Origin of the sequence: Mesorhizobium sp. 131-2-1 (assembly GCF_016756535.1) — a bacterium.
GTDB lineage: Bacteria > Pseudomonadota > Alphaproteobacteria > Rhizobiales > Rhizobiaceae > Mesorhizobium.
In genome coordinates this window covers 3711621-3732374 of the sequence record NZ_AP023247.1, presented here as the reverse complement: position 1 = coordinate 3732374, position 20754 = coordinate 3711621, and the positions used below count along the sequence as shown (strand labels likewise).

Sequence of the window (20754 nt, the reverse complement as noted above, 5' to 3'; positions counted from 1 at the left end):
GTTGTCGAAGAGGAGAAAACAATGTCACGACTGCCCGTCTCCCGCCGCGAATTCCTGGCCGGCGCCGCCGCCACCGGGGCGCTGATCATGCTGCATCCGTTCTCGGCCCACGCCGAGGCCAATCAGGCCCATCTCAGGATCATGGAGACGACCGACATCCATGTGAACGTGCTCCCCTACGATTACTACGCCGACAAAGCGAACGACACGATGGGCCTGTCGCGGACCGCCTCGCTGATCGATGCCGTGCGCAAGGAAGCCACCAATGCCATGCTCATCGACAATGGCGACCTTTTGCAGGGCAATCCGATGGGCGACTACATCGCCTACGAGAAGGGCCTGAAGGATGGCGACCTGCATCCGATCATGAAGGGCATGAACCTGCTCGGCTACGAATGCTCGACGCTCGGCAATCACGAATTCAACTACGGCCTGTCCTTCCTGGACAAGGTGCTGGCCGGCGCCAATTTTCCCTTCGTCTGCGCGAACCTCATCCGCGGCACGACGCTTGCCGCCAACCCGCGCGACGACAAACTCTACCTCAAGCCCTATGTGATCCTCGACAGGAAGATCAAGGACGGCTCGGGCGCCGAGCAGCCGATCAGGATCGGCATCATCGGCTTCGTGCCACCGCAGATCATGGTCTGGGACCTGAAGAACCTTGAAGGCAATGTGAAGACGCGCGACATCGTCGAGGCGGCAAAGGCCTGGGTGCCCGAGATCAAGGAGGCGGGCGCCGACATCGTGATCGCGCTGTCGCATTCCGGCATCGACATCAAGCAGGGCGACATGATGGAGAACGCCTCCTTCTTCGTCGCCGGCGTCGAGGGCATCGATGCCGTCTTCACCGGCCACCAGCATCTCGTCTTCCCCGGCAAGAAGGATTTCCAGGCGCTGGAGGGCGTCGACACCGGCAAGGGCACGCTGCAAGGCAAGCCGGCGGTGATGGGTGGCTTCTGGGGCTCGCATATGGGCCTGATCGACCTTTTGCTGGAGCGCGACGGATCGAAATGGCGGGTCGTCTCGGCCAGCTCCGAGGTGCGGCCGATCTACGAGCGCGTCGACAACAAGAACAAGGCGACGGTCGGCGACGACCGGCGCATCATCGCCGCGCTCGAACAGGACCATGAGGCGACGCTCGCTTATGTGCGCCGTCCTGTCGGCAAGACCTCGGCGCCGCTCTATTCCTACTTCGCGCTCGTTGCCGACGACCCGTCGGTGCAGATCGTCAACCAGGCGCAGAGCTGGTATCTGAAGGACATACTGAAGAGCACGCAGTGGAAGGACGTGCCGCTCTTGTCGGCGGCGGCACCCTTCAAGGCGGGCGGCCGCAACGGCGCCGACTATTTTACCGACGTGCCGGCGGGCGACATCGCCATCAAGAACGTCGCCGACCTCTATCTCTATCCAAACACCGTGCGGGCCGTCGAAATCACTGGGGCGCAGGTCAAGGACTGGCTGGAGATGTCGGCTGGCATCTTCAACCGGATCGAACCGGGCAAGGCCGATCAGCCGCTCATCAACACCGACTTCCCGTCCTACAATTTCGACGTGATCGATGGCGTCACCTACCGGATAGACCTGTCGCAACCGCCGAAATACGATGCCAAGGGCGGGCCGGCGAATGCCGGCTCCAGCCGCATCGTCGATCTGATGTTCGACGGCAAACCGATTGATCCTGCTCAGAAATTCGTTGTCGCCACCAACAACTACCGCGCCGGCGGTGGCGGCAACTTCCCGGACATAAACGCTTCGAAGATCATCTATGAGGCGCCGGACACCAACCGGGACGTGATCGTGCGCTATGTCATCAGCGAGGGCACGATCAATCCATCGGCTGACGGCAACTGGTCGTTCGCGCCGCTGCCTGGAACCAGCGTGGTGTTCGAGACCGGCCCCAGGGCAAAGGATTTCATCGCCGAGGTGTCGTCCCTGAAGATCGAGCCGGCGGGTGAGGGCGATGCGGGTTTTGCCAAGTACCGCATCGCTCTTTGACGGCTAGCGCGGCAAGGACGTCGCCGGCCCCCGGGCACCGCGTGTTCGCGCGCGGTGTTGCGAGGTGCTACGCCTTATAAACCACCTGGCGGACGTCGATATAGCTGGCCCGGAAGCCGGCCTCGCAATAGTGCAGGTAGAATTCCCACAGCTTCTTGAAGCGCTCGTCGAACCCGAGCGGGACGATCTTTTCCCAGGATCCCCAGAAGCGCTGGCGCCATTCGGCGAGCGTGCGGGCGTAGTCCTGCGGAAAGACACGCTCGCGCAACGGCGCAAGTCCGTGATCCGTACCGAGCGCCTTGAGAATCGAGGGCGTCGGCAGCATGCCGCCCGGGAAGACATAGCGCTGGATGAAATCCGGGCGCGCGCGATAGGTGTCGTAGGCGGCCTCGTTGATGGTGATGATCTGCAGCCCGGCCGTTCCGCCGGGCCTCAGGCACGTCTTCATCTTGCCGAAGAACACAGGCCAGTATTTTTCGCCGACAGCCTCGAACATCTCGATGGACGCGATCCGGTCGTAGGTGCCGGTCTCGTCGCGATAATCCTGCAGCTTGATGTCGACCTTGTCGGCAAGGCCGGCCTTCTGGATACGCGCTTTGGCGAAGTCGTGCTGCTCGCGGCTGATGGTCAGACCGGTGACGCGGCAACCGATCTCGCGCGCGGCGAATTCGGCGAAGCCGCCCCAGCCGCAGCCGATCTCCAGCACATGGTCTTTCCGGCCGATGCCGGTGTCTTTCGCCAGCGCGCGATATTTGGCAACCTGGGCGCTTTCGAGATCGTTGGCGCCCGTCGCATAGAGCGCCGACGAGTAGGTCATGCTCGGATCCAGCCACTTCTCGTAGAAGGCATTGCCGAGATCGTAATGCGCCGAGATGTTGCGCCTCGATCCGGTGCGAGTGTTCTCGTTGAACCAGTGGCGGATGCGCTGGACGGTGTTGATCAGCCAGTTGGCGCCGCCGGCGACCTTCTCGCCGAGGGCCGAGTTGACCACGAACAGTTCGAGGAAGCTGGTGACATCCGGGCTGTCCCAGTCGCCGTCCATATAGGATTCCGCAAGGCCGATCGTGCCGCCGGCGAAGGCGCGTCCGGGCAGGCGCCAGTTCTTCAGCACCAGTTCGGCATCGGGACCAGGCCCCTTGCCGCCGACGAGGACGGCGCGGCCATCCGGCATCCGGACCTTGAGCGAGCCGCGCGGCAGGTTCATGGCGGCTGAAAGCACCATGCGCGCCTTGGCCGGCAATCCCTTGACGATTTCGGCGAAGTTCAATTCGTCAAGCAGCACCGCATCGCCCGACGCAATGCCCGGATCTTGCTTGAAAGCCATTTCCTGCCCCCGACTTTCGTGAGGCCCGCGCATGGCCGGCCCACACCCCTCTTATGGTTTATCCAGCAGGCTCGAACGCAGTCGACCGGAACTGCAGAGCTTGCCGTTGAATTGCCGGCACAATCTTCCACGGCATCACCATGAACTTCAAGGGGCAGGCCGAAGATGGATCTGGAGCCAACAATCCGCGGAAAATGGCCGCCTCCAGCGGAATCGCTATGGTTGCGGCAGCCTGCATACGATAGTTTCAGCCATGCGTTACGTCATCGTCATCTGCGCCATCACCTTCTTTCTGATCTGGGACGGCCTCTACAATCAGGGCCACTACCTCGACGTCACGGTCAGGGAGATGTCGCGCATCGTGCGATACGTCACCGGCGCTGCCTGACGTCCCCAACAGCAAGGCGGGCGCGACATCGTTGCCGGTTGACGCTGCGCCTTCGCTCCCACAAAACACGGCCGAAATGCGATCAAGGAGGCTGGGTTGATCCGGCACATCGTTTTCTTCAGCGTGCGGCGCCAGGAGGATGTGGAGACCGTGCGATCGGGCCTGCAGGAATTGGGCAGGATTCCGCACTCGAAGCATTTCGAAGTGACGCTCAACACCAAGGTCGATCTGTTCTCCAACGCGATCGACGTGGTGGTCTATGCCGAATTCGAGGACGACGCGGCGTTGGCCGCCTACAAGGCGCACCCGCTCTATGCCGAGACGACCAGCCGGGTCAAACCATTGCGCGAACTGCGTTATTCGGCTGACGTGGTGGCTGCCTGAGCGAGCGACTGTTCCAATTCCCGCCGCTGCCGCCGCCCGGCGAAATAGCCGGAAACGACGCCCCAGCCCCCGGGCAGGTTGCGTGCCTTGCGCCAGGCCCTGATTTCCGCCAGCGCCACGCCGAGGCTGCCTTGCGCCACGGCCTTGAGCACGCCGCGCAGCGTCAGGTAGCTCAGGATCGCTGCGTAGTCGTCCGTCCGATAGTCCGGACAACGGGCGACGAAATCGTCCAGCCCCTCTATGTAGCCGGCATGGGTGCGCGACATCGAATTGGCTTCACGATATTTGAGGACGTCGGCAGCCTTGCCGAACGCAATGCGGTGCTGCCGGCCCAGCCGGACCAGGAATTCGCGGTCCTGATGGCGATACAGGCCCACATCGTAACCGCCGATCGAGACGAAGGCGGAACGGCGCACGGTGACGGTCGAATTGGTCAATGGCACGCAGTGGCAAAGCAGCAGCTGCCGCAGCCGGTCCGCGTCAGGGGTCGGGTCCGGCAACAGGTGCAGGCGCCGGCGCCGGTCAGCGACGTCGCTGAAGCCGTCGATGGTGCAGGCAATATCCGGATTGGCATCGAAGAACGCGATCAGCCGCTCGATGCGTCCCGGACAGAAGGCATCGTCGGAATCGAGGAACGCAATAAGCGGCGCGCTGCTCAGCGCGGCGCCCTCGTTGCGTGCCCGGTTGGCGCCCGAACGCACCGGAAGGCGGCGCCATACCAGGCGGGGATCGGCAAGCGAAGCCAGATAGGCCGCGGTGTCGTCCTCCGAACCATCGTCGACGACCACAAGTTCGATGTCCGGCCGCGGGTCGGACAGGACCGATTCCAGGGTGCGGGGCAGGCTGCCGCGGCGGTTCCTGGCCGGGACGACGACAGCGATCCGGGGCGTGACGATATCCCTCGGCGCGGCTGGAAAGGAGTGCGGCAAGGCTGTCACAGGCGGAACTCGTGCATGGGGGTTCGAGTGCAGCCGAAATCAGCCTTGAAAGGCTCATCGCCAATGGTGAAATCGAAAGCCTCGCCGCCCCTGGAGGCCCAGGCCGCCATGACACGGTCCAGCGCAACGCGGCCCGGAGAATAGCGCGCGTGGGCAGCGTAGTTGCAGCAGAGCAGGATGTAGCGGAAGCTGCTTTTGTCGATCAGCCCGAAGACGAGGGCGACCGTGCTCTCGCCTGAAACCAGGCGCCAGGTTTGAGCCAGGCCGGAGCGCGCACCGCTAGTGGCGACATCGATATAGAATTCGAGACCATGCGCCGTCTGCAGCGGATCGTCCGGAAAGCGCCCGGACCGGAACTCGCGTCCCGCCATCATTGCGGAGCGCACCGCGTCGGCTTCCAGGAGCTCCAGCCGAAGCGCGCCCGTGCCATCCAGCCGGCGGGCTTTGCGGTCGAGCGCCTCCGCGCGATGGCTGCCCAGATTGGCGCGCCGCCATTCGCCGTAGGGGAAGCCAAAGCGCACCGCATGCGCGCCGAAGCCAAGCGCCCGCGGCTCGCTCCCCAGCAGCGAGCGCCATTGCTGCACGTGCTGGTCATAGACCGGACCGATTTTCAGCCCGCCGTGGGCACCTAGTGCACGCCGAAAGGCTTGCGCGGTCCTCTCATCGAGCGGCAGGCCATCGGCAATGATAGGGCAGACATAGTCGGTGACGCCCAGGAAGGCGTATTCGATCGAGCCCGCTCCGCCCTCAGCGCGGCGGCGCACAAGCGGCACGACGAGCTGGAGGTCGCCGTTATCGTCCCGGCCGGTCACCACCAGCGGCTCGACGCCGTGCGCCGGCGCAAGGTGGCGATAGAAGGCCGAGAGCCAATCGGGATGCTGGAAAGCTGATGCCCGGGCACGATTGAAAAGCAGGTGGAAATCGGTCGAGCCGAAATCAAACCGGTCGGTGGTCTCGAAAACGACCAGAATGTCATCACGGTGCGGCTGCAGCCGGGCGCGTTCAAGCACGTTTCAACCCCAGGAAAAGCCGCCTGAACACCTGCTGCGTGCGCAGCGCCGGATCGTCGAGCGCGATCCCCGCACCGATCGGCATATCGATGGCGCGCAGGGCCGCATAGAGCCTGTCCTCGCTCAGCCGCTGCGTCTCGACCCTGGCCGGGAAGGTCTCGCGGTAGATCGTGCGGTGCGAGCCGTGCGCCGGGTTGGTGTTGATCTCGAAAATCTGCGGGCGCCCGTCCACGAGCGAGAAGTCGGCGCGGCCGTAGTCGATGCCGGCCAGATCGAAGGCCTGCCGCAGCACGTCCTCATAGAGATTGTCGGCAACGAAACGGCGCTCGGTCTCGACGAACGCATCGAACATCGGATGGGCAAGAAGGCGCTTCTTGTCCTCGACATCCTTGGCCGCCCAGCGGAAGTCGACCGCGTTGTGGTGTGCGATCAGCCGGGCGTCGACGCGGTAGGTCGCGAAACGCTGCCACACGCCGGGGCTGACTTCCTGGCCGGCATATTCGATCACCAGCTTGCCCGCCAGGGGAACGCCGTTCCCTTTCATGCGGGCGATCGTGGCGTCGAGCGCCTGCTGGTCGGCTATGAGGTCGAAATCGGACGACAGATGGTCGAACTCGTTGCGGATGAACACCGGAAAGGAGTTTGGCCGCGGCTGGCTTTCGCAACGCCAGACCGAGAACTGGTTGATCCCGGCCTCGTGCAACGCCTTCAGCAGGTCATGGCGGCCACGCACGCGGGCGGGATGGTTAAGCACCCGCGAGCCGCCTTGCTCGAGCTTGTTGGCGACCTTCGCGGCCAGCGCGATCTCGAAGGGCGACAGCCGTTCGTGATCGGTGAAGACCCAGGTGCCCGCGCGCAGCTCCTTCTGCCGGAAAAGGCGCTCGTAGCTCCAGCGGCGCGCATCGCCCAACTGGCGGACCAGATGACGAACGGTGTAGGCGTGGCTGCGCGTGGTGACGAAATTGATCAAGCGCCGTCCGGCGAACCGCCGTCCTCCTGAAAGGCCAGGACGTCGGCCCGGTTTCGCGAGCCGCTGCCGGATCCCGACTGGATCGAAGCGTAAAGCTCGAGGTTGAGGGCTACCGCCGAATGCACCGCGAAATCCCTTACCCGCTGGCGCCCGCGCTCGATCAGCGTGCTTCGCAGCGGATTTTCGTCCAGAAGCTCGATCGTGCGGGCAATCAGCTCGTCGCGCTGGCCGTCCCGCACCAATGCCAATGCCGGCGGATTGCCGGCGACATCGGCGACGCCACCGACGGCATAGGCGACGGCTGGCACGCCGGTGGCCATCGCCTCGAGCAGCACGCTGCCCAGGACCTCACGCCGTGACGGCAGAACCAGGACATCGGAAATCTGCAGAGCCTTCTTCACCTCCGTCGGGGAAACAAAACCGGTGATCGCGAAACAGTCCGGGCGCGAAATGGCGGCAAGTGCTGCTTCCAGTTTGCGCCGGTCGGGGCCATCGCCGCAAATCAACAAAAACGCATCCTTTTCAGCCAGCCGTTCGGCCAGAGCCGGCAAGTCCTGCCAGCCCTTTTCCGGGCTGATGCGGCCGATGAAGCTGACCACCGGCCGCCCCTCGAGGATGCCATGCTCGGCGCGAAAAGCTTGAAGCGCGTCAGGGTCGATCGGAAGGCGGAACGCTTCAGCGTCGACCGCATCGGCGATCACCGCCACGCGGCGATCGAGTCCGGTTTCCGCCACGGCTTCCCTGCCGTAACGCTCGGTGAGTGCGACGACACGGTCGGCCGACCTCAAGGCATAGCGTTCCAGCCAGCGGGTGACGTCATAGGGTTTGCCCTTGAGCCGCAGTGCATGCTGGAGCCCCGACCAGAGCTGCGTGTTCATCGACACGACGAGAGGCATCTTCAGTCTCGAGACCAGAATGGCCATGGCCCGGCACCAGACCGAGTGGTTGAAGTGGATATGGACGACATCGTAGCGGCCGCGTGCTCGAAGCAGCTCCGGCAATGCGGCCAGGAACCAGGTGAAGCAGAGGAGGGGTCCGGCGGCGAACTCCGGCAGCCAGAAGCCAGCGCATTTGACGCGCAACCGTGGCGAAAGCTGAACCTCCCTGGGGCTTCCTGGAATGAACGTGGTGAGAATGGTCTGAGCGGCGCCAGCCTCGTCCATGGCATTGGCGATCGTCCATGTCTGGTTCTGCAGGCCGCCGACCGGATCGAAGGCCACCGGCCATGTGCCAGGCCGATAAAAATGCGGCGTGATCCGCAATATCCTGAGCACACTGCCGCCGGTCATCTGCCACTCTATTCCGCCACTAAAATGGAGCAAAGATCGCCATCCGGAAGCGAACCGCAATCGCGCAAACAATCCATTCAAGGCAAAATTTGAGCCGCCCACACGGGGATACCTTATCGTATGTCGTCAATTCAAGTCAGAGTTGCCGACAATTCGCATGTATCAGCAATATAGTTGCATCCGCAAGAAATGCGGCGCCGGGCGGCCTCACTCTGTTTGAACGGCGGATGTCTCAGCCGGATCGACGCCGCCTCGTTTCGGCGCGGTCAGCACCAGCGTGGCGACAACCACAATCGCCGCAATCGTCATGGCCATGAGGACGGTTCTTCCCATGGTTGTGAGCTAGGGTGACCTCCCGGGACGGCAAGACTTGCCGCGGTGCCGGGGGAATGGCAGGGCAGCCGGGCAACATAGCCGAGCCTCTTGAACCGACTTCCGGAATGATGCACACCGCGCCGGCATGATCAAAGCAACCCAAGCCCATCGCCTCGACCATCTGGTGCTGCCCGCGCGCAGCCTCGATGTGGCGCGGGCGCGCCTAACATCGCTCGGCTTCGTCGTGGCGCCGGCTGGCATCCACCCCTTCGGCACGCAAAACTGCTGTGTCTTTTTCGCCGACGGCACCTATCTCGAGCCGCTGGCGGTCGGTGACGAGCAGGCCGCGGCGCGCGCCATCGCGGACGGCAACGTCTTCGTCGCGCGCGATCGTCTCTATCGCGACCGCCGTGGCGACGAAGGATTTTCCGCCGTGGTGTTTGCGACCGGCAACGCCGAAGCCGACCACGCGCGCTATGCCGAAGCCGGCCTATCGGCGGGAGATATGCTGGTCTTTTCGCGCGCTTTTGTCGACGCGGCGGGAAAAAGCGATATGGCGTCGTTCAAGCTGGCCTTCGCCTCCGGCGCCGATACGAGGGACGCCTTGCTGTTCGCCTGCGAGCGGATCAACGCACCGAATATCGACCGCACCGCGCTGCAGGCGCATGCCAATGGCGCGGCGGGCATCGTCGAGATCGTGGCCGTCAGCAACACGCCGTCCGCGCAAAGCTGGTTGATGGCGACTGCCGCGGGCACTGAGCAGAACGGGTCGACATTCGCGTTGCCGAATGCGACCCTGACGGTGCTGGAGCCGGAGGCCTTTGCCGCGCGCTTCGGCATCCCGGCCGGTACCCCGGCGGAACTGCATTTCGCCGCAATCGTCTTTGCTGTCGACAGCGCAGCCCACACCGCGAACCTGCTTGCGGCCAATGCCATCGAACATCACATGAGCGGCAAGGATATTGTCGTCAAGCCGGCGCCCGGGCAGGGCGCTGCTTTGGTTTTCCGGGAGACACCATGAGCAAGACCCTGGCACCCAATTCGTCCGTGACCGTCGGCAATGTGGTCTTTGCCAACACGGCGCCACTGTCGCTGATCGCCGGGCCATGCCAGTTGGAATCGCGCCAGCATGCCTTCGACATGGCCGGCGCGCTGAAGGAACTCGCCGGGAAACTCGGCATCGGGCTCGTCTACAAGACCAGTTACGACAAGGCCAACCGCACCTCGCTGAGCGGTGCGCGCGGCGCCGGTCTCGACGCGGCGCTGCCGGTGTTCGACGATTTGCGCAAGGAATTCGGACTGCCGATCCTGACCGACGTCCACACCGAAGAACAGTGCGCTTTGGTGGCTCCTCACGTCGATATCCTGCAGATACCGGCCTTTCTCAGCCGCCAGACCGACCTTTTGATTGCGGCGGCGCTAACCGGCAAGGTCGTGAATGTGAAGAAGGGGCAGTTCCTGGCGCCGTGGGACATGAAGAATGTCGTCGCCAAGATCACCGGGTCCGGCAATGCCAATGTGCTGGTGACCGAACGCGGTGCCTCCTTCGGCTACAACACGCTGGTCTCCGACATGCGCGCGCTGCCGCTCATGGCCGAGATCGGCGCGCCGGTGATTTTCGATGCCACGCATTCGGTGCAGCAACCTGGCGGGCAGGGCGGATCGACCGGCGGCGAGCGGCGTTTCGTCGAGACGCTGTCCCGCGCGGCGGTTGCCGTCGGCGTGGCCGGCGTGTTCATCGAGACGCACCAGGACCCCGACAACGCGCCGTCCGACGGCCCCAACATGGTGCCGCTGGAGGACATGCCGGCGCTGCTCGAAAGGCTGATGGCGTTCGACCGCGTTGCCAAGGGGCGCTAGCTTCAGCCGTCGTCCTGGCCGGATCACTTCACATCGACGGCGAAAGCCGCATAGTAGTCCAGGCCCGGCATGGGTGCGGTGACGGTCAAGATCCAGCGCACATTGCCGTCCACTCTTTCGTAGACCGGCGGCCCGTGCGAAGGCAGCGCATCCGCAGGTAAGGAAAAGACGAAGGGAATGCCGACGCTCGATTGCACCGAGCTGCGCGGTACGACCTGCTTTCCTTCCCACCTGAGTTCATCCTTGTAGATGGGTTTATCTGCCGCCGTAGATGGGTTTATCTGCCGCCGTGGCATGCGGGTTCGGCCCGCCGACGCGATAGGTACGGATGCAGCGCAACAGCACGGTGTAGTCGCCGTCGGGAGTCAGGTCGCGGCTCGACCGGAGCACACCTTCGAAAATTTGGCCTGGTTTTGCGGTGCCAGCGACCAGCGTGGTTGCGCCAAATTTGCGGACGCGAAGCGTGTCTCGGATGGCCTGCAGCAATGAATAGAGGCCGATGAGGGCGAACACGACTGGAACGAAGACGAGCGGATTGAATTCGCGGTCCGTGACGTCGAAGTTCAGCGGAAACTCGAAATACCAGGGGATCAGTACGGAAATCAGTGCCATGGCGCCGGCAAACAGATAGCCGCTGAACGCGTTGGCGGCATTGGCGTCAACAGCGGACGCTGACGGTTGCGCCATCGTCTGTCGTCGACTGCGTCTGCTGGTCATTACCGCCCCATGAACGACCGGACTTGTCGTTCAATGCCATGGCGGATGGCGGCGTGACAACAGCAAGCTTGGCTTGTCGCCGGCAACCGCCGGCAGTAGGCTCGGCCCGCAACTGAGCGTCTTGGCAGGAGGAAGCCATGTCCGTCGCCCGCGTAACCGAGATCACGTCGTCGTCCAAGAAGAGCTTTCAGGACGCCATCGAGAAGGGAATTGCGCGCGCCGCAAAGACCTTGAAGAATGTCGAGGGCGCCTGGATCCAGGACCAGAAAATCGTCGTCGAGGACGGCAAGATCTCCGCCTATCGCGTCAACATGAAGGTAACGTTCATTCTCGCCGAATAGCGGATCGGCGTCACAAAAGTCCGGAACCTTCGTCCGCCCCCCTCATTGTCCCACCAGTATCAATGACAACGAGGAGCAGACCATGACGACCCAGACCGGACACACCGAAGCCATTGCCGCCTCGCGCGTCATCGGCACGTCGGTCTACAACACCGAAGGCAAGAGCATCGGCACCGTGGAGGACGTCATGCTCGACAAGACCTCCAACGGCATCATGTTCGCGGTGATCGGCTTTGGCGGGTTCCTCGGGGTTGGCGAGAAGTACCACGCCATCCCGTGGGCGAGCCTCGACTACGACAAGGACAAGGGCGGTTATGTCGTGCCGTTCTCGAAAGAGCAGCTCCGCGCGGCACCTGCCTATTCGATCGATGAGCTGACGGGCGCCGATGGCGAAGCGGCGCGTGACGCGTCGTACAGCTATTACCGGGTCGAGCCCTATTGGCACTGAAGCCAACCCGGCCCTGAATCAAAAGGCCCCCGTACATGCGGGGGCCTTTTTTCTGGAACATCCTACTGCGCAGCCTGAAGTGTCGACAGTTGCGCGGCGCCTTGCTGGGGCTGCTGGTTGTCGCACGACGTCAGGAATGCTGCCGCGATCAGGAACAAACTCACGATACCGCTTAACTGGGACATGGCGAAACTCCTCCTGTTTCGCCCCGCGCAATGGGAATCATAGACCGGAAAGCGGCGTGCCGCGCATGACTTATGATGACAGAAATTTGCGCTTCGTGAATCTGGCGGCCGGCAATATTTGCGAGCGCCCCGATTGCCTTTTGCAGCACTTTGGCTAAGAGGGGCGCGACGCTTCAATCGATCAATCGGGGACATCGCAATGACCGCCATCGTCGACATAGTCGGGCGTGAAATCCTGGACAGCCGTGGAAATCCGACCGTCGAGGTCGACGTGGTGCTGGAAGACGGCTCGATGGGCCGCGCCGCGGTGCCGTCAGGCGCCTCCACCGGCGCCCATGAGGCGGTCGAGCTGCGCGACGGTGGTCCGCGCTATCTCGGCAAGGGCGTGCAGAGGGCGGTCGAGGCCGTCAACGGCGAGCTGTTCGAGGCGATCGGCGGCATGGAAGCCGAGAACCAGATCCATATCGACCAGACCATGATCGAGCTCGACGGCACCCCCAACAAGAGCCGCCTCGGCGCCAATGCCATCCTCGGCGTGTCGCTGGCGGTTGCTAAGGCTGCCGGCGAAGCGGCCGGTCTGCCGCTCTATCGCTATGTCGGCGGCGCCAAGGCGCATGTCCTGCCGGTGCCGATGATGAACATCATCAATGGCGGCGCGCATGCCGACAATCCGATCGACTTCCAGGAATTCATGATCCTGCCGGTCGGCGCGCCGACGCTGCGCGACGCCGTGCGCTGGGGCTCGGAAATCTTCCACACGCTGCGTAAGAAGCTGAAGGATGCCGGCCACAACACCAATGTCGGCGACGAGGGCGGCTTCGCGCCCAACCTGAAAAGCGCGCCGTCGGCGCTCGACTTCATCATGGAATCGATCGAGAAGGCCGGCTTCAAGCCTGGTGAGGACGTCGCTCTCGGCCTCGACTGCGCCGCGACCGAGTTCTTCAAGGACGGCAACTACGTCTATGAGGGCGAGAAGAAGACGCGCGACCCGAAGGCGCAGGCCAAATACCTCGCCAAGCTCGCCTCCGACTACCCGATCATCTCGATCGAGGACGGTCTTGCCGAGGACGACTGGGAAGGCTGGAAGTATCTGACCGACCTGATCGGCAAGAAGACGCAGCTCGTCGGCGACGACCTCTTCGTCACCAACACCGCCCGCCTGCGCGACGGCATCCGCATGGGTGTCGCCAATTCGATCCTGGTCAAGGTCAACCAGATCGGCTCGCTGACCGAGACGCTCGACGCCGTCGAGACCGCGCACAAGGCCGGCTACACGGCCGTGATGTCGCATCGTTCGGGCGAGACCGAGGATTCGACCATCGCCGATCTCGCCGTCGCCACCAATTGCGGACAGATCAAGACTGGCTCGCTGTCGCGCTCCGACCGCATGGCCAAGTACAACCAGCTCATCCGCATCGAGGAAGAGCTCGGCAAGCAGGCGCGCTATGCCGGCAAGTCGGTGGTCAAGGGCTGAACCGGCGTCCCGGGCAAGGATCGAGGAAGGGCGGGGCATTCCCCGCCCTTTTCATTTTGAGGTCCGGATCCGTCCGTCCGTAACCGTCCATTAAGCACAATTGGGCGAAAAGATTCCTGGGTCGTTCGAGTTCGCGGCCGCGAGGATTCGGATCATGTGGACACGTCAGCACAAGCAGAGAAACACCGGCCGGCTGATCATCCCCTCGCTCTGCGTGCTGTTCCTGGCCTATTTCGGCTTCCATGCCTATCACGGCGAGTTCGGCATCTATTCCAAATACCAGCTTGAAGCCCGGGCGGTCGAACTGCAGGCGCAGCTCGATGCCGTCAAGGCGCGCCGGGTCGATCTCGAACGGCGCGTCCAGCTTATGCATGAGGGCACGTTGGAGAAAGATATGCTTGACGAGCAGGCGCGCAAGGCGCTCAATCTCTCCCATGCCGACGAAATCACCATCATGCTGCCGGCTTCTGCGAAATAACTGTATTCCAGTTAATCGCCTATATTTTCAATGATTTTAATCGCTTAGACGCATGCCAGCCATGCATTTTTCTGCATGGCGCAATGCTTTCTTGCATGTTAGCCTCGCTCAAATCGGTGGGGAGAGACGATCTCCCTCGGAGCGGATTTCATCCTGCTCTAAATGTCCGCGAAGAGACGCCAACAGGGAGTGATGCATGGCCACCGCCGCCAGAAAAGCGCCTGCCAAATCCAATAGCAAATCATCCGGGCTTTCCGCCCCCAAGCCAGCCGAATTCACCAAGCAGGACGAGCTTGCCGCCTACCGGCACATGCTGCTCATCCGCCGCTTCGAGGAAAAGGCCGGCCAGCTCTACGGCATGGGCTTCATCGGCGGCTTCTGCCACCTCTATATCGGCCAGGAGGCCGTCGTCACCGGCATGAAGATGGCGCTGATCGAAGGCGACCAGATGATCACCGCCTATCGCGACCACGGCCACATGCTGGCTATGGACCTTTCGCCGCGGGGCGTCATGGCCGAGCTAACCGGGCGCCGGGGCGGCCTGTCCAAGGGCAAGGGCGGCTCCATGCACATGTTCTCCAAAGAGCAGCATTTCTATGGCGGCCACGGCATCGTCGGCGCCCAGGTGTCGCTCGGCACTGGTCTCGCCTTCGCCAACCGCTATCGCGAAAACAAGAACGTCTCGCTGACCTATTTCGGCGACGGCGCCGCCAACCAGGGCCAGGTCTACGAAAGCTTCAACATGGCCTCGTTGTGGAAGCTGCCGGTGATCTTCATCATCGAGAACAATCGCTACGCCATGGGCACCTCGGTGTCGCGCTCCTCAGCCGAGACGGATTTCTCGCATCGCGGCGCTTCCTTCAAGATCCCCGGCATCCAGGTTGACGGCATGGACGTGCGCGCCGTGAAGGCCGCCGCCGATCTCGCCACCGAATGGTGCCGCGCCGGCAACGGCCCGCTGATCCTCGAGATGCAGACCTACCGCTATCGCGGCCACTCGATGTCCGACCCGGCGAAGTACCGCTCCAAGGAAGAAGTGCAGAAGATGCGCTCCGAGCACGACCCGATCGAGCAGGTCAGGGCGCGGCTGCTCGACAAGAAGTGGGCGAGCGAGGACGAGCTCAAGGCGATCGACAAGGAGGTCCGCGACATCGTCGCCGACGCCGCCGAATTTGCCCAGAACGACGCCGAGCCGGATCCGTCCGAGCTCTGGACCGACATCGTACTGTAAAGGGAGGGCAAGGACATGCCGATCGAAATTCTCATGCCCGCTCTCTCGCCGACGATGGAAGAGGGCAATCTTTCCAAATGGCTGAAGAACGAAGGCGACAAGGTTGTCGCCGGTGACGTCATCGCCGAGATCGAGACCGACAAGGCGACGATGGAAGTCGAGGCCGTCGACGAAGGCACGCTGGCCAGGATCGTGGTTCCCGCCGGCACCGAAGGCGTCAAGGTCAACGCCGTGATTGCCGTGCTAGCCGTTGACGGCGAGGACGTCGACAAGGCCGGCGAAGGCATCGGCGAGGAGCCTGCCAAGCCAGAAGCGGCTGCGCCGGCGCCTGTTGCCGCCAAGAGTGAGGCCGCCGCACCCGTCGCCGCGGCTCCGAGAGCAGAAGTCGCGGCCGATCCGGATATCCCGGCCGGCACTGAGATGGTCTCGACAACGGTGCGCGAGGCGCTGCGTGACGCCATGGCGGAAGAAATGCGCCGCGACGGCGATGTCTTCGTCATGGGCGAGGAGGTTGCGGAGTACCAGGGCGCCTACAAGATCACGCAGGGCCTGCTGCAGGAGTTCGGACCGCGCCGCGTCGTCGACACGCCGATCACAGAGCACGGCTTTGCCGGCGTCGGCGTTGGCGCGGCGATGGCTGGCCTGAAGCCGATCGTCGAGTTCATGACCTTCAACTTCGCCATGCAGGCGATCGACCAGATCATCAATTCCGCCGCCAAGACGCTCTATATGTCTGGTGGCCAGATGGGCGCGCCGATCGTCTTCCGCGGACCGAATGGTGCCGCGGCCCGCGTCGCCGCCCAGCATTCGCAGTGCTATGCCGCCTGGTACAGCCACATTCCCGGCCTGAAGGTGGTGATGCCGTACACGGCCGCCGACGCCAAGGGCCTGCTCAAGGCGGCGATCCGCGATCCGAACCCGGTCATCTTCCTCGAGAACGAGATCCTCTACGGCCAGTCCTTCGACGTGCCGAAGCTCGACGATTTCGTGTTGCCGATCGGCAAGGCGCGCATCCACAAACCGGGCAAGGACGTCACCATCGTCTCCTTCGGCATCGGCATGACCTATGCGGTGAAGGCCGAAGCCGAATTGCGCGGCATGGGCATCGATGCCGAGATCATCGACCTCAGGTCGATCCGTCCGCTCGATCTCGACACCATCATCGCTTCGGTGAAGAAGACCAATCGCCTGGTCGTGGTGGAGGAAGGTTTCCCGCAGAGCTCGGTCGGCGACCACATCGCCAACCAGGTCTCGCAGCGCGCCTTCGACTTCCTCGACGCGCCGGTGATCACCATTGCCGGCAAGGACGTGCCGATGCCTTACGCGGCAAACCTTGAGAAGCTGGCGTTGCCCAATGTCGGCGAGGTCGTCGAGGCGGTCAAAGCCGTCACCTATCGCTGAGCCGGTCGGGAGGACAACATGCCAATCAACATCACCATGCCGGCGCTCTCGCCCACGATGGAAGAGGGCAATCTTTCCAAGTGGCTCGTGAAAGAAGGCGACAAGGTTTCGCCGGGCGACGTGATCGCCGAGATCGAGACCGACAAGGCGACGATGGAGGTCGAAGCCGTCGATGAAGGCACGGTCGCCAAGCTGGTCGTCCCGGCCGGCACCGAAGGCGTCAAGGTCAACGCGCTGATCGCAATCCTTGCCGGCGAAGGCGAGGATGCCGGTGCCGCGGCGAAGGGCGACGGCGGTGCCGCGCCCAAGGCCGAGGCGGCGAAAGCCGAGGCGCCGAAGGCGGAAGCCCCGAAGCCGGCAGCCGCTGCGGCGCCCGCGCCGGCGAAGGCGGAGCCTGCTCCGGCGGCCAACGGCCATGCCGGGGGCGAGCGCACCTTCGCGTCGCCGCTTGCCCGCCGTATTGCCAAGGACGCTGGCGTCGACGTGTCTGCCGTGACGGGCACTGGCCCGCACGGCCGCGTCGTCAAGGCCGATGTCGAGGCTGCGATTGCCGGCGGCGGTGCCAAGACCGCACCCGCCGCCAAGGCACCCGCTGGCGCACCGGCGGCAGCTCCGGCTGCAGCGGCGAAGCCGATGTCGGACGACCAGGTGCTGAAACTGTTCGCCGAAGGCTCCTACGAGCTCGTCCCGCACGACAACATGCGCAAGACGATTGCGCGCCGCCTGGTCGAGGCCAAGAGCACGATCCCGCATTTCTACCTGACCCTCGACTGCGAGCTCGACGCGCTCTTGGCGCTGCGAACGCAGATCAATGCGGCAGCGCCGATGAAGAAGACCGAGAAGGGCGAGGTTCCAGCCTACAAGCTCTCGGTCAACGACATGGTTATCAAGGCGATGGCGATGGCTCTGATGGCGGTGCCGGACGCCAACGCGTCCTGGACCGACAGCGCCATGGTCAAGCACAAGCACGCCGATGTCGGCGTCGCTGTGTCGATCCCCGGCGGCCTGATCACGCCGATCATCCGCCACGCCGACGAAAAGACGCTGTCCACCATCTCCAACGAGATGAAGGACCTGGCCAGCCGCGCCCGCGGCCGCAAGCTGAAGCCGGAGGAATACCAGGGCGGCACCACGGCGGTCTCCAATCTCGGCATGTTCGGCATCAAGGATTTTGCGGCCGTCATCAACCCGCCGCACGCGACGATCCTGGCGGTCGGCGCCGGCGAGGAGCGGGCGGTGGTCAAGAACGGCGAGATCAAGATCGCCACCGTGATGTCGGTGACGCTGTCGACCGATCACCGCGCCGTCGACGGCGCGCTCGGCGCCGAACTGCTCGGCGCCTTCAAACGCATGATCGAGAACCCGATGGGCATGCTGGTCTGAGAAGGAAAAAGGCGGTGCGGAAATTCTTCACCAGCCTTTTCGCCTTCATTCTCTCCGGTTTGGCAGGCGGGCTGATGGCTCAGCAGCTCGCGGTCATGACCGGCGCGACCGAGGAGTACATAGTGGTGTTCGCGGCGACGGTGCTTGTCGTCATCGCTGTGACGATGGCCTTCTTCATCGTGCAGTTCTTCGCCGAGCCGGTGCGAGCCGTCGACCGCACGTTGTGGTGGCTGCTCGCGATGTTCGGCCTCGCGCTGCTGGCGCTGGCAGGATGGACCTTTTCGGTGCCGGCCGAGAATCGAGCGACGGCGAGTGACCTTTCGATCGTCGCCGGGCTGATCCTTCCCGGTGTGGCGGCGATCATCGTGCAATGGCTGTTCGTGCGCTGGCGGCTCAAGCGCTCGGCGGCAGCGTTCGGCAGGGGTGGGGCAAGCGCATGAAGACAATTCTCTGCTATGGCGATTCGCTGACCTGGGGCTATGACGCCGCCAGCCTTGGCCGCCATGCGTTGGAAGACCGCTGGCCGAGCGTGCTCAAGGCTGCGCTGGGTGACGGCGTCGAGGTCATCGCCGAGGGCCTGAACGGCCGCACCACCGCTTTCGACGATCATCTCGCCGGCGCCGACCGCAACGGCGCGCGGGTGCTGCCAACGATCCTGACGACCCACGCGCCGATCGACCTGATCGTCTTCATGCTCGGCGCCAACGACATGAAGCCGTGGATCCACGGCAATCCGGTCGCCGCAAAGCAAGGCATGCAGCGGCTGATCGACATCGTGCGCGGCCACGACTATCCGTTCGACTGGGCCGCACCCCAGATCCTGATCGTCGCACCGCCGGCGGTCACCCGCACCGACAATGCCGAATTCAAGGAAATGTTCGCCGGCGGCGACGAAGCCTCGAAACGGCTGGCGCCGCAATATTCGGCGCTCGCCGACGAGGCCGGCTGCGGCTTCTTCGACGCCGGCTCCGTCGCTGTCACCACGCCGCTCGACGGCGTCCACCTCGATGCCGAGAACACACGCAAGGTCGGCAAGGCGCTGGCACCAATGGTGCGCGTCATGCTGGAACTCTAGAAAACCAGGGAGAAACCCGTGGCTGAATCCTACGACGTCATCATCATCGGCTCCGGCCCCGGCGGCTATGTCACGGCGGTCCGTTCCGCCCAGCTCGGCTTCAAGACGGCGATCGTCGAACGCGAGCATCTCGGCGGCATCTGCCTGAACTGGGGCTGCATCCCGACCAAGGCGCTGCTGCGCTCGGCCGAGATCATGCACTATTCCGACCACCTCAAGGATTACGGGCTGAAGCTCGATGGCGGCAAGGTCAGCGCCGACACGGCGGCCGTGGTCGACCGTTCGCGCAAGGTGTCGCTCAGGCTGAATGGCGGCGTCGCCTTCCTGATGAAGAAGAACAAGGTCGACGTCATCTGGGGCGAGGCCAAGCTTTCGAAGCCGGGTGAGATCGTTGTCTTCAAGACGGCCAAGAAGCCGATGGAGCCGCAGCCGCCGGTGCCGAAAGGCGTCAAGGGCGAGGGCACCTATACCGCCAAGCACATCATCCTGGCGACCGGCGCCCGGCCGCGCGCGCTGCCCGGCATCGAACCGGACGGCAAGCTGATCTGGACCTATTTCGAGGCGATGGTGCCGAAGGAGATGCCGAAGTCGCTGCTGGTGATGGGCTCGGGCGCCATCGGCATCGAGTTTGCTTCCTTCTACCGCACCATGGGCGCTGAGGTGACCGTGGTCGAGCTGCTGCCGGCGGTCATGCCGGTCGAGGACGCCGAGGTCTCGAAATTCGCGCAGAAGCAGTTCGAGAAGCAAGGCATGAAGATCATCCTCGAAGCCAAGGTGACAAAGGTCGAGAAGGGTGCGAACTCGGTGACGGCGCATGTCGAGATGAAAGACGGCAAGGTTGAGAAGATCACCGCCGACCGCATGATCTCGGCCGTCGGCGTGCAGGGCAACATCGAAAACCTCGGGCTCGAGACGCTCGGCGTGAAGACGGACCGCGGCTGCGTCGTCGTCGACGGTTACGGCAAGACCAACGTGCCGGGCATCTACGCCATCGGCGATGTCGCCGGCCCGCCGATGCTCGCCCACAAGGCCGAGCATGAAGGCGTGGTCTGCATCGAAAAGATCGCCAATTTCCCGGGCGTGCATGCCACCGACAAGCTGAAGATCCCCGGCTGCACCTATTGCAACCCGCAAGTTGCCTCGGTTGGCCTGACCGAAGCCAAGGCCAAGGCCGAGGGCAAAGACATCCGCGTCGGCCGTTTCCAGTTCGGCGCCAACGGCAAGGCGATCGCGCTCGGCGAGGACCAGGGTTTTATCAAGACCATCTTCGACAAAAAGACCGGCCAGTTGCTCGGCGCGCACATGGTCGGCGCCGAAGTGACCGAGCTGATCCAGGGCTTCGTCGTGGCGATGAACCTCGAAACCACCGAGGAAGAGCTGATGCACACCATCTTCCCGCACCCGACGCTGTCGGAGATGATGAAGGAAAGCGTGCTCGACGCCTATGGCCGGGCGCTCAACGCATGATAGATTTGCCGCGCGAGACTCACCTGCGAAAGCCTGGGAGACTCGGCGGCAAGGCAGTTCGTTTCCGGATGCGTTTTCACC

The 20754-nt window shown here is 63.7% G+C and carries 23 protein-coding genes; 15 read left to right on the top strand and 8 right to left on the bottom strand.

Annotated elements, in window-relative coordinates; all coding sequences use genetic code 11:
* Positions 1-21 precede the first annotated feature (21 nt).
* A complete protein-coding gene (locus JG743_RS18030; RefSeq protein WP_202292144.1) occupies positions 22-1995 on the top strand; it encodes a bifunctional 2',3'-cyclic-nucleotide 2'-phosphodiesterase/3'-nucleotidase in 1974 nt (657 codons plus the stop codon).
* 67 nt (positions 1996-2062) lie between these two features.
* Here the strand turns inward: JG743_RS18030 and JG743_RS18025 are convergent, their stop codons facing one another.
* Positions 2063-3319 (bottom strand): SAM-dependent methyltransferase, encoded by a 1257-nt coding sequence (locus JG743_RS18025; RefSeq protein ID WP_202292143.1) that lies wholly within the window; start codon positions 3317-3319, stop codon positions 2063-2065.
* 253 nt (positions 3320-3572) lie between these two features.
* Between JG743_RS18025 and JG743_RS34595 the strand changes: the two genes are divergently transcribed.
* Positions 3573-3707, top strand: coding sequence for a hypothetical protein (locus JG743_RS34595; protein WP_274608486.1), 135 nt, complete (start codon positions 3573-3575; stop codon positions 3705-3707).
* Between the two features lie 96 nt (positions 3708-3803).
* Complete coding sequence (locus tag JG743_RS18020) at positions 3804-4091, top strand: Dabb family protein (protein WP_202292142.1); 288 nt, start codon at positions 3804-3806, stop codon at positions 4089-4091.
* Here the strand turns inward: JG743_RS18020 and JG743_RS18015 are convergent.
* The 4 genes from JG743_RS18015 to JG743_RS18000 are packed head-to-tail and all read right to left on the bottom strand — an operon-like array spanning position 4064 to position 8298.
* Entirely contained in the window at positions 4064-5029 is a 966-nt protein-coding gene (locus JG743_RS18015) for a glycosyltransferase family 2 protein (protein ID WP_244672821.1), read from the bottom strand. The genes JG743_RS18020 and JG743_RS18015 overlap by 28 nt on opposite strands.
* On the bottom strand, positions 5026-6039 hold the full coding sequence (locus JG743_RS18010; RefSeq protein ID WP_202292140.1) for a GNAT family N-acetyltransferase: 1014 nt from the start codon (positions 6037-6039) through the stop codon (positions 5026-5028). Before JG743_RS18010 ends, JG743_RS18015 begins: the two co-directional genes overlap by 4 nt.
* Positions 6032-7009 carry a hypothetical protein gene (locus tag JG743_RS18005; protein WP_202292139.1) on the bottom strand — a complete coding sequence of 326 codons (978 nt, stop codon included), beginning with the start codon at positions 7007-7009 and terminating at the stop codon, positions 6032-6034. The genes JG743_RS18010 and JG743_RS18005 overlap by 8 nt, the downstream gene beginning before the upstream one ends.
* On the bottom strand, positions 7006-8298 hold the full coding sequence (locus tag JG743_RS18000; RefSeq protein WP_202292138.1) for a glycosyltransferase: 1293 nt from the start codon (positions 8296-8298) through the stop codon (positions 7006-7008). Before JG743_RS18000 ends, JG743_RS18005 begins: the two co-directional genes overlap by 4 nt.
* A gap of 460 nt (positions 8299-8758) precedes the next feature.
* Between JG743_RS18000 and JG743_RS17995 the strand changes: the two genes are divergently transcribed.
* Positions 8759-9634: a VOC family protein gene (locus JG743_RS17995; RefSeq protein WP_202292137.1), complete on the top strand. Its 876-nt coding sequence runs from the start codon at positions 8759-8761 to the stop codon at positions 9632-9634.
* Positions 9631-10473, top strand: coding sequence for a 3-deoxy-8-phosphooctulonate synthase (kdsA, locus tag JG743_RS17990; RefSeq protein WP_202292136.1), 843 nt, complete (start codon positions 9631-9633; stop codon positions 10471-10473). The genes JG743_RS17995 and kdsA overlap by 4 nt, the downstream gene beginning before the upstream one ends.
* Before the next feature lie 23 nt (positions 10474-10496).
* Here the strand turns inward: kdsA and JG743_RS17985 are convergent, their stop codons facing one another.
* Positions 10497-10670 (bottom strand): hypothetical protein, encoded by a 174-nt coding sequence (locus JG743_RS17985; protein WP_202292135.1) that lies wholly within the window; start codon positions 10668-10670, stop codon positions 10497-10499.
* Positions 10671-10728: 58 nt separating this feature from the next.
* Positions 10729-11190, bottom strand: a complete 462-nt coding sequence (locus tag JG743_RS17980) for a hypothetical protein (RefSeq protein WP_202292134.1) — start codon at positions 11188-11190, stop codon at positions 10729-10731.
* Between the two features lie 137 nt (positions 11191-11327).
* On the opposite strand from JG743_RS17980, the gene JG743_RS17975 reads away from it, so the two are divergent.
* Positions 11328-11531: a dodecin family protein gene (locus tag JG743_RS17975; protein WP_172350604.1), complete on the top strand. Its 204-nt coding sequence runs from the start codon at positions 11328-11330 to the stop codon at positions 11529-11531.
* 82 nt (positions 11532-11613) lie between these two features.
* Positions 11614-11979 (top strand): PRC-barrel domain-containing protein, encoded by a 366-nt coding sequence (locus tag JG743_RS17970; RefSeq protein ID WP_202292133.1) that lies wholly within the window; start codon positions 11614-11616, stop codon positions 11977-11979.
* Positions 11980-12041: 62 nt separating this feature from the next.
* Here the strand turns inward: JG743_RS17970 and JG743_RS34590 are convergent, their stop codons facing one another.
* Entirely contained in the window at positions 12042-12164 is a 123-nt protein-coding gene (locus tag JG743_RS34590) for a hypothetical protein (protein ID WP_274608485.1), read from the bottom strand.
* 199 nt (positions 12165-12363) lie between these two features.
* On the opposite strand from JG743_RS34590, the gene eno reads away from it, so the two are divergent.
* From eno to lpdA, 8 genes are all read left to right on the top strand, one after another.
* Positions 12364-13638, top strand: coding sequence for a phosphopyruvate hydratase (eno, locus tag JG743_RS17965; protein ID WP_202292132.1), 1275 nt, complete (start codon positions 12364-12366; stop codon positions 13636-13638).
* A 154-nt stretch (positions 13639-13792) separates the two neighbouring features.
* Positions 13793-14116 (top strand): FtsB family cell division protein, encoded by a 324-nt coding sequence (locus tag JG743_RS17960; protein WP_202292131.1) that lies wholly within the window; start codon positions 13793-13795, stop codon positions 14114-14116.
* 196 nt (positions 14117-14312) lie between these two features.
* A complete protein-coding gene (gene pdhA / locus JG743_RS17955; RefSeq protein WP_202292130.1) occupies positions 14313-15347 on the top strand; it encodes a pyruvate dehydrogenase (acetyl-transferring) E1 component subunit alpha in 1035 nt (344 codons plus the stop codon).
* 15 nt (positions 15348-15362) lie between these two features.
* On the top strand, positions 15363-16748 hold the full coding sequence (locus JG743_RS17950; protein WP_202292129.1) for a pyruvate dehydrogenase complex E1 component subunit beta: 1386 nt from the start codon (positions 15363-15365) through the stop codon (positions 16746-16748).
* An 18-nt stretch (positions 16749-16766) separates the two neighbouring features.
* A complete protein-coding gene (locus JG743_RS17945) occupies positions 16767-18131 on the top strand; it encodes a pyruvate dehydrogenase complex dihydrolipoamide acetyltransferase (RefSeq protein ID WP_202292128.1) in 1365 nt (454 codons plus the stop codon).
* A gap of 14 nt (positions 18132-18145) precedes the next feature.
* Positions 18146-18571 carry a hypothetical protein gene (locus tag JG743_RS17940; protein WP_202292127.1) on the top strand — a complete coding sequence of 142 codons (426 nt, stop codon included), beginning with the start codon at positions 18146-18148 and terminating at the stop codon, positions 18569-18571.
* Entirely contained in the window at positions 18568-19206 is a 639-nt protein-coding gene (locus JG743_RS17935; RefSeq protein WP_202292126.1) for an SGNH/GDSL hydrolase family protein, read from the top strand. Before JG743_RS17940 ends, JG743_RS17935 begins: the two co-directional genes overlap by 4 nt.
* A gap of 18 nt (positions 19207-19224) precedes the next feature.
* Entirely contained in the window at positions 19225-20673 is a 1449-nt protein-coding gene (gene lpdA, locus JG743_RS17930; RefSeq protein ID WP_202292125.1) for a dihydrolipoyl dehydrogenase, read from the top strand.
* Positions 20674-20754 lie beyond the last annotated feature (81 nt).

Bases quoted from the DNA above. Each gene is read 5' to 3' on its own strand.
- JG743_RS18030 (WP_202292144.1), top strand. From the start codon at position 22: ATGTCACGACTGCCCGTCTCCCGCCGCGAATTCCTGGCCGGCGCCGCC.
- JG743_RS18025 (WP_202292143.1), bottom strand. From the start codon at position 3,319: ATGGCTTTCAAGCAAGATCCGGGCATTGCGTCGGGCGATGCGGTGCTG.
- JG743_RS34595 (WP_274608486.1), top strand. From the start codon at position 3,573: ATGCGTTACGTCATCGTCATCTGCGCCATCACCTTCTTTCTGATCTGG.
- JG743_RS18000 (WP_202292138.1), bottom strand. From the start codon at position 8,298: ATGACCGGCGGCAGTGTGCTCAGGATATTGCGGATCACGCCGCATTTT.
- JG743_RS17995 (WP_202292137.1), top strand. From the start codon at position 8,759: ATGATCAAAGCAACCCAAGCCCATCGCCTCGACCATCTGGTGCTGCCC.
- kdsA (WP_202292136.1), top strand. From the start codon at position 9,631: ATGAGCAAGACCCTGGCACCCAATTCGTCCGTGACCGTCGGCAATGTG.
- JG743_RS17980 (WP_202292134.1), bottom strand. From the start codon at position 11,190: ATGACCAGCAGACGCAGTCGACGACAGACGATGGCGCAACCGTCAGCG.
- JG743_RS17975 (WP_172350604.1), top strand. From the start codon at position 11,328: ATGTCCGTCGCCCGCGTAACCGAGATCACGTCGTCGTCCAAGAAGAGC.
- JG743_RS17970 (WP_202292133.1), top strand. From the start codon at position 11,614: ATGACGACCCAGACCGGACACACCGAAGCCATTGCCGCCTCGCGCGTC.
- JG743_RS34590 (WP_274608485.1), bottom strand. From the start codon at position 12,164: ATGTCCCAGTTAAGCGGTATCGTGAGTTTGTTCCTGATCGCGGCAGCA.
- eno (WP_202292132.1), top strand. From the start codon at position 12,364: ATGACCGCCATCGTCGACATAGTCGGGCGTGAAATCCTGGACAGCCGT.
- JG743_RS17960 (WP_202292131.1), top strand. From the start codon at position 13,793: ATGTGGACACGTCAGCACAAGCAGAGAAACACCGGCCGGCTGATCATC.
- pdhA (WP_202292130.1), top strand. From the start codon at position 14,313: ATGGCCACCGCCGCCAGAAAAGCGCCTGCCAAATCCAATAGCAAATCA.
- JG743_RS17950 (WP_202292129.1), top strand. From the start codon at position 15,363: ATGCCGATCGAAATTCTCATGCCCGCTCTCTCGCCGACGATGGAAGAG.
- JG743_RS17945 (WP_202292128.1), top strand. From the start codon at position 16,767: ATGCCAATCAACATCACCATGCCGGCGCTCTCGCCCACGATGGAAGAG.
- JG743_RS17935 (WP_202292126.1), top strand. From the start codon at position 18,568: ATGAAGACAATTCTCTGCTATGGCGATTCGCTGACCTGGGGCTATGAC.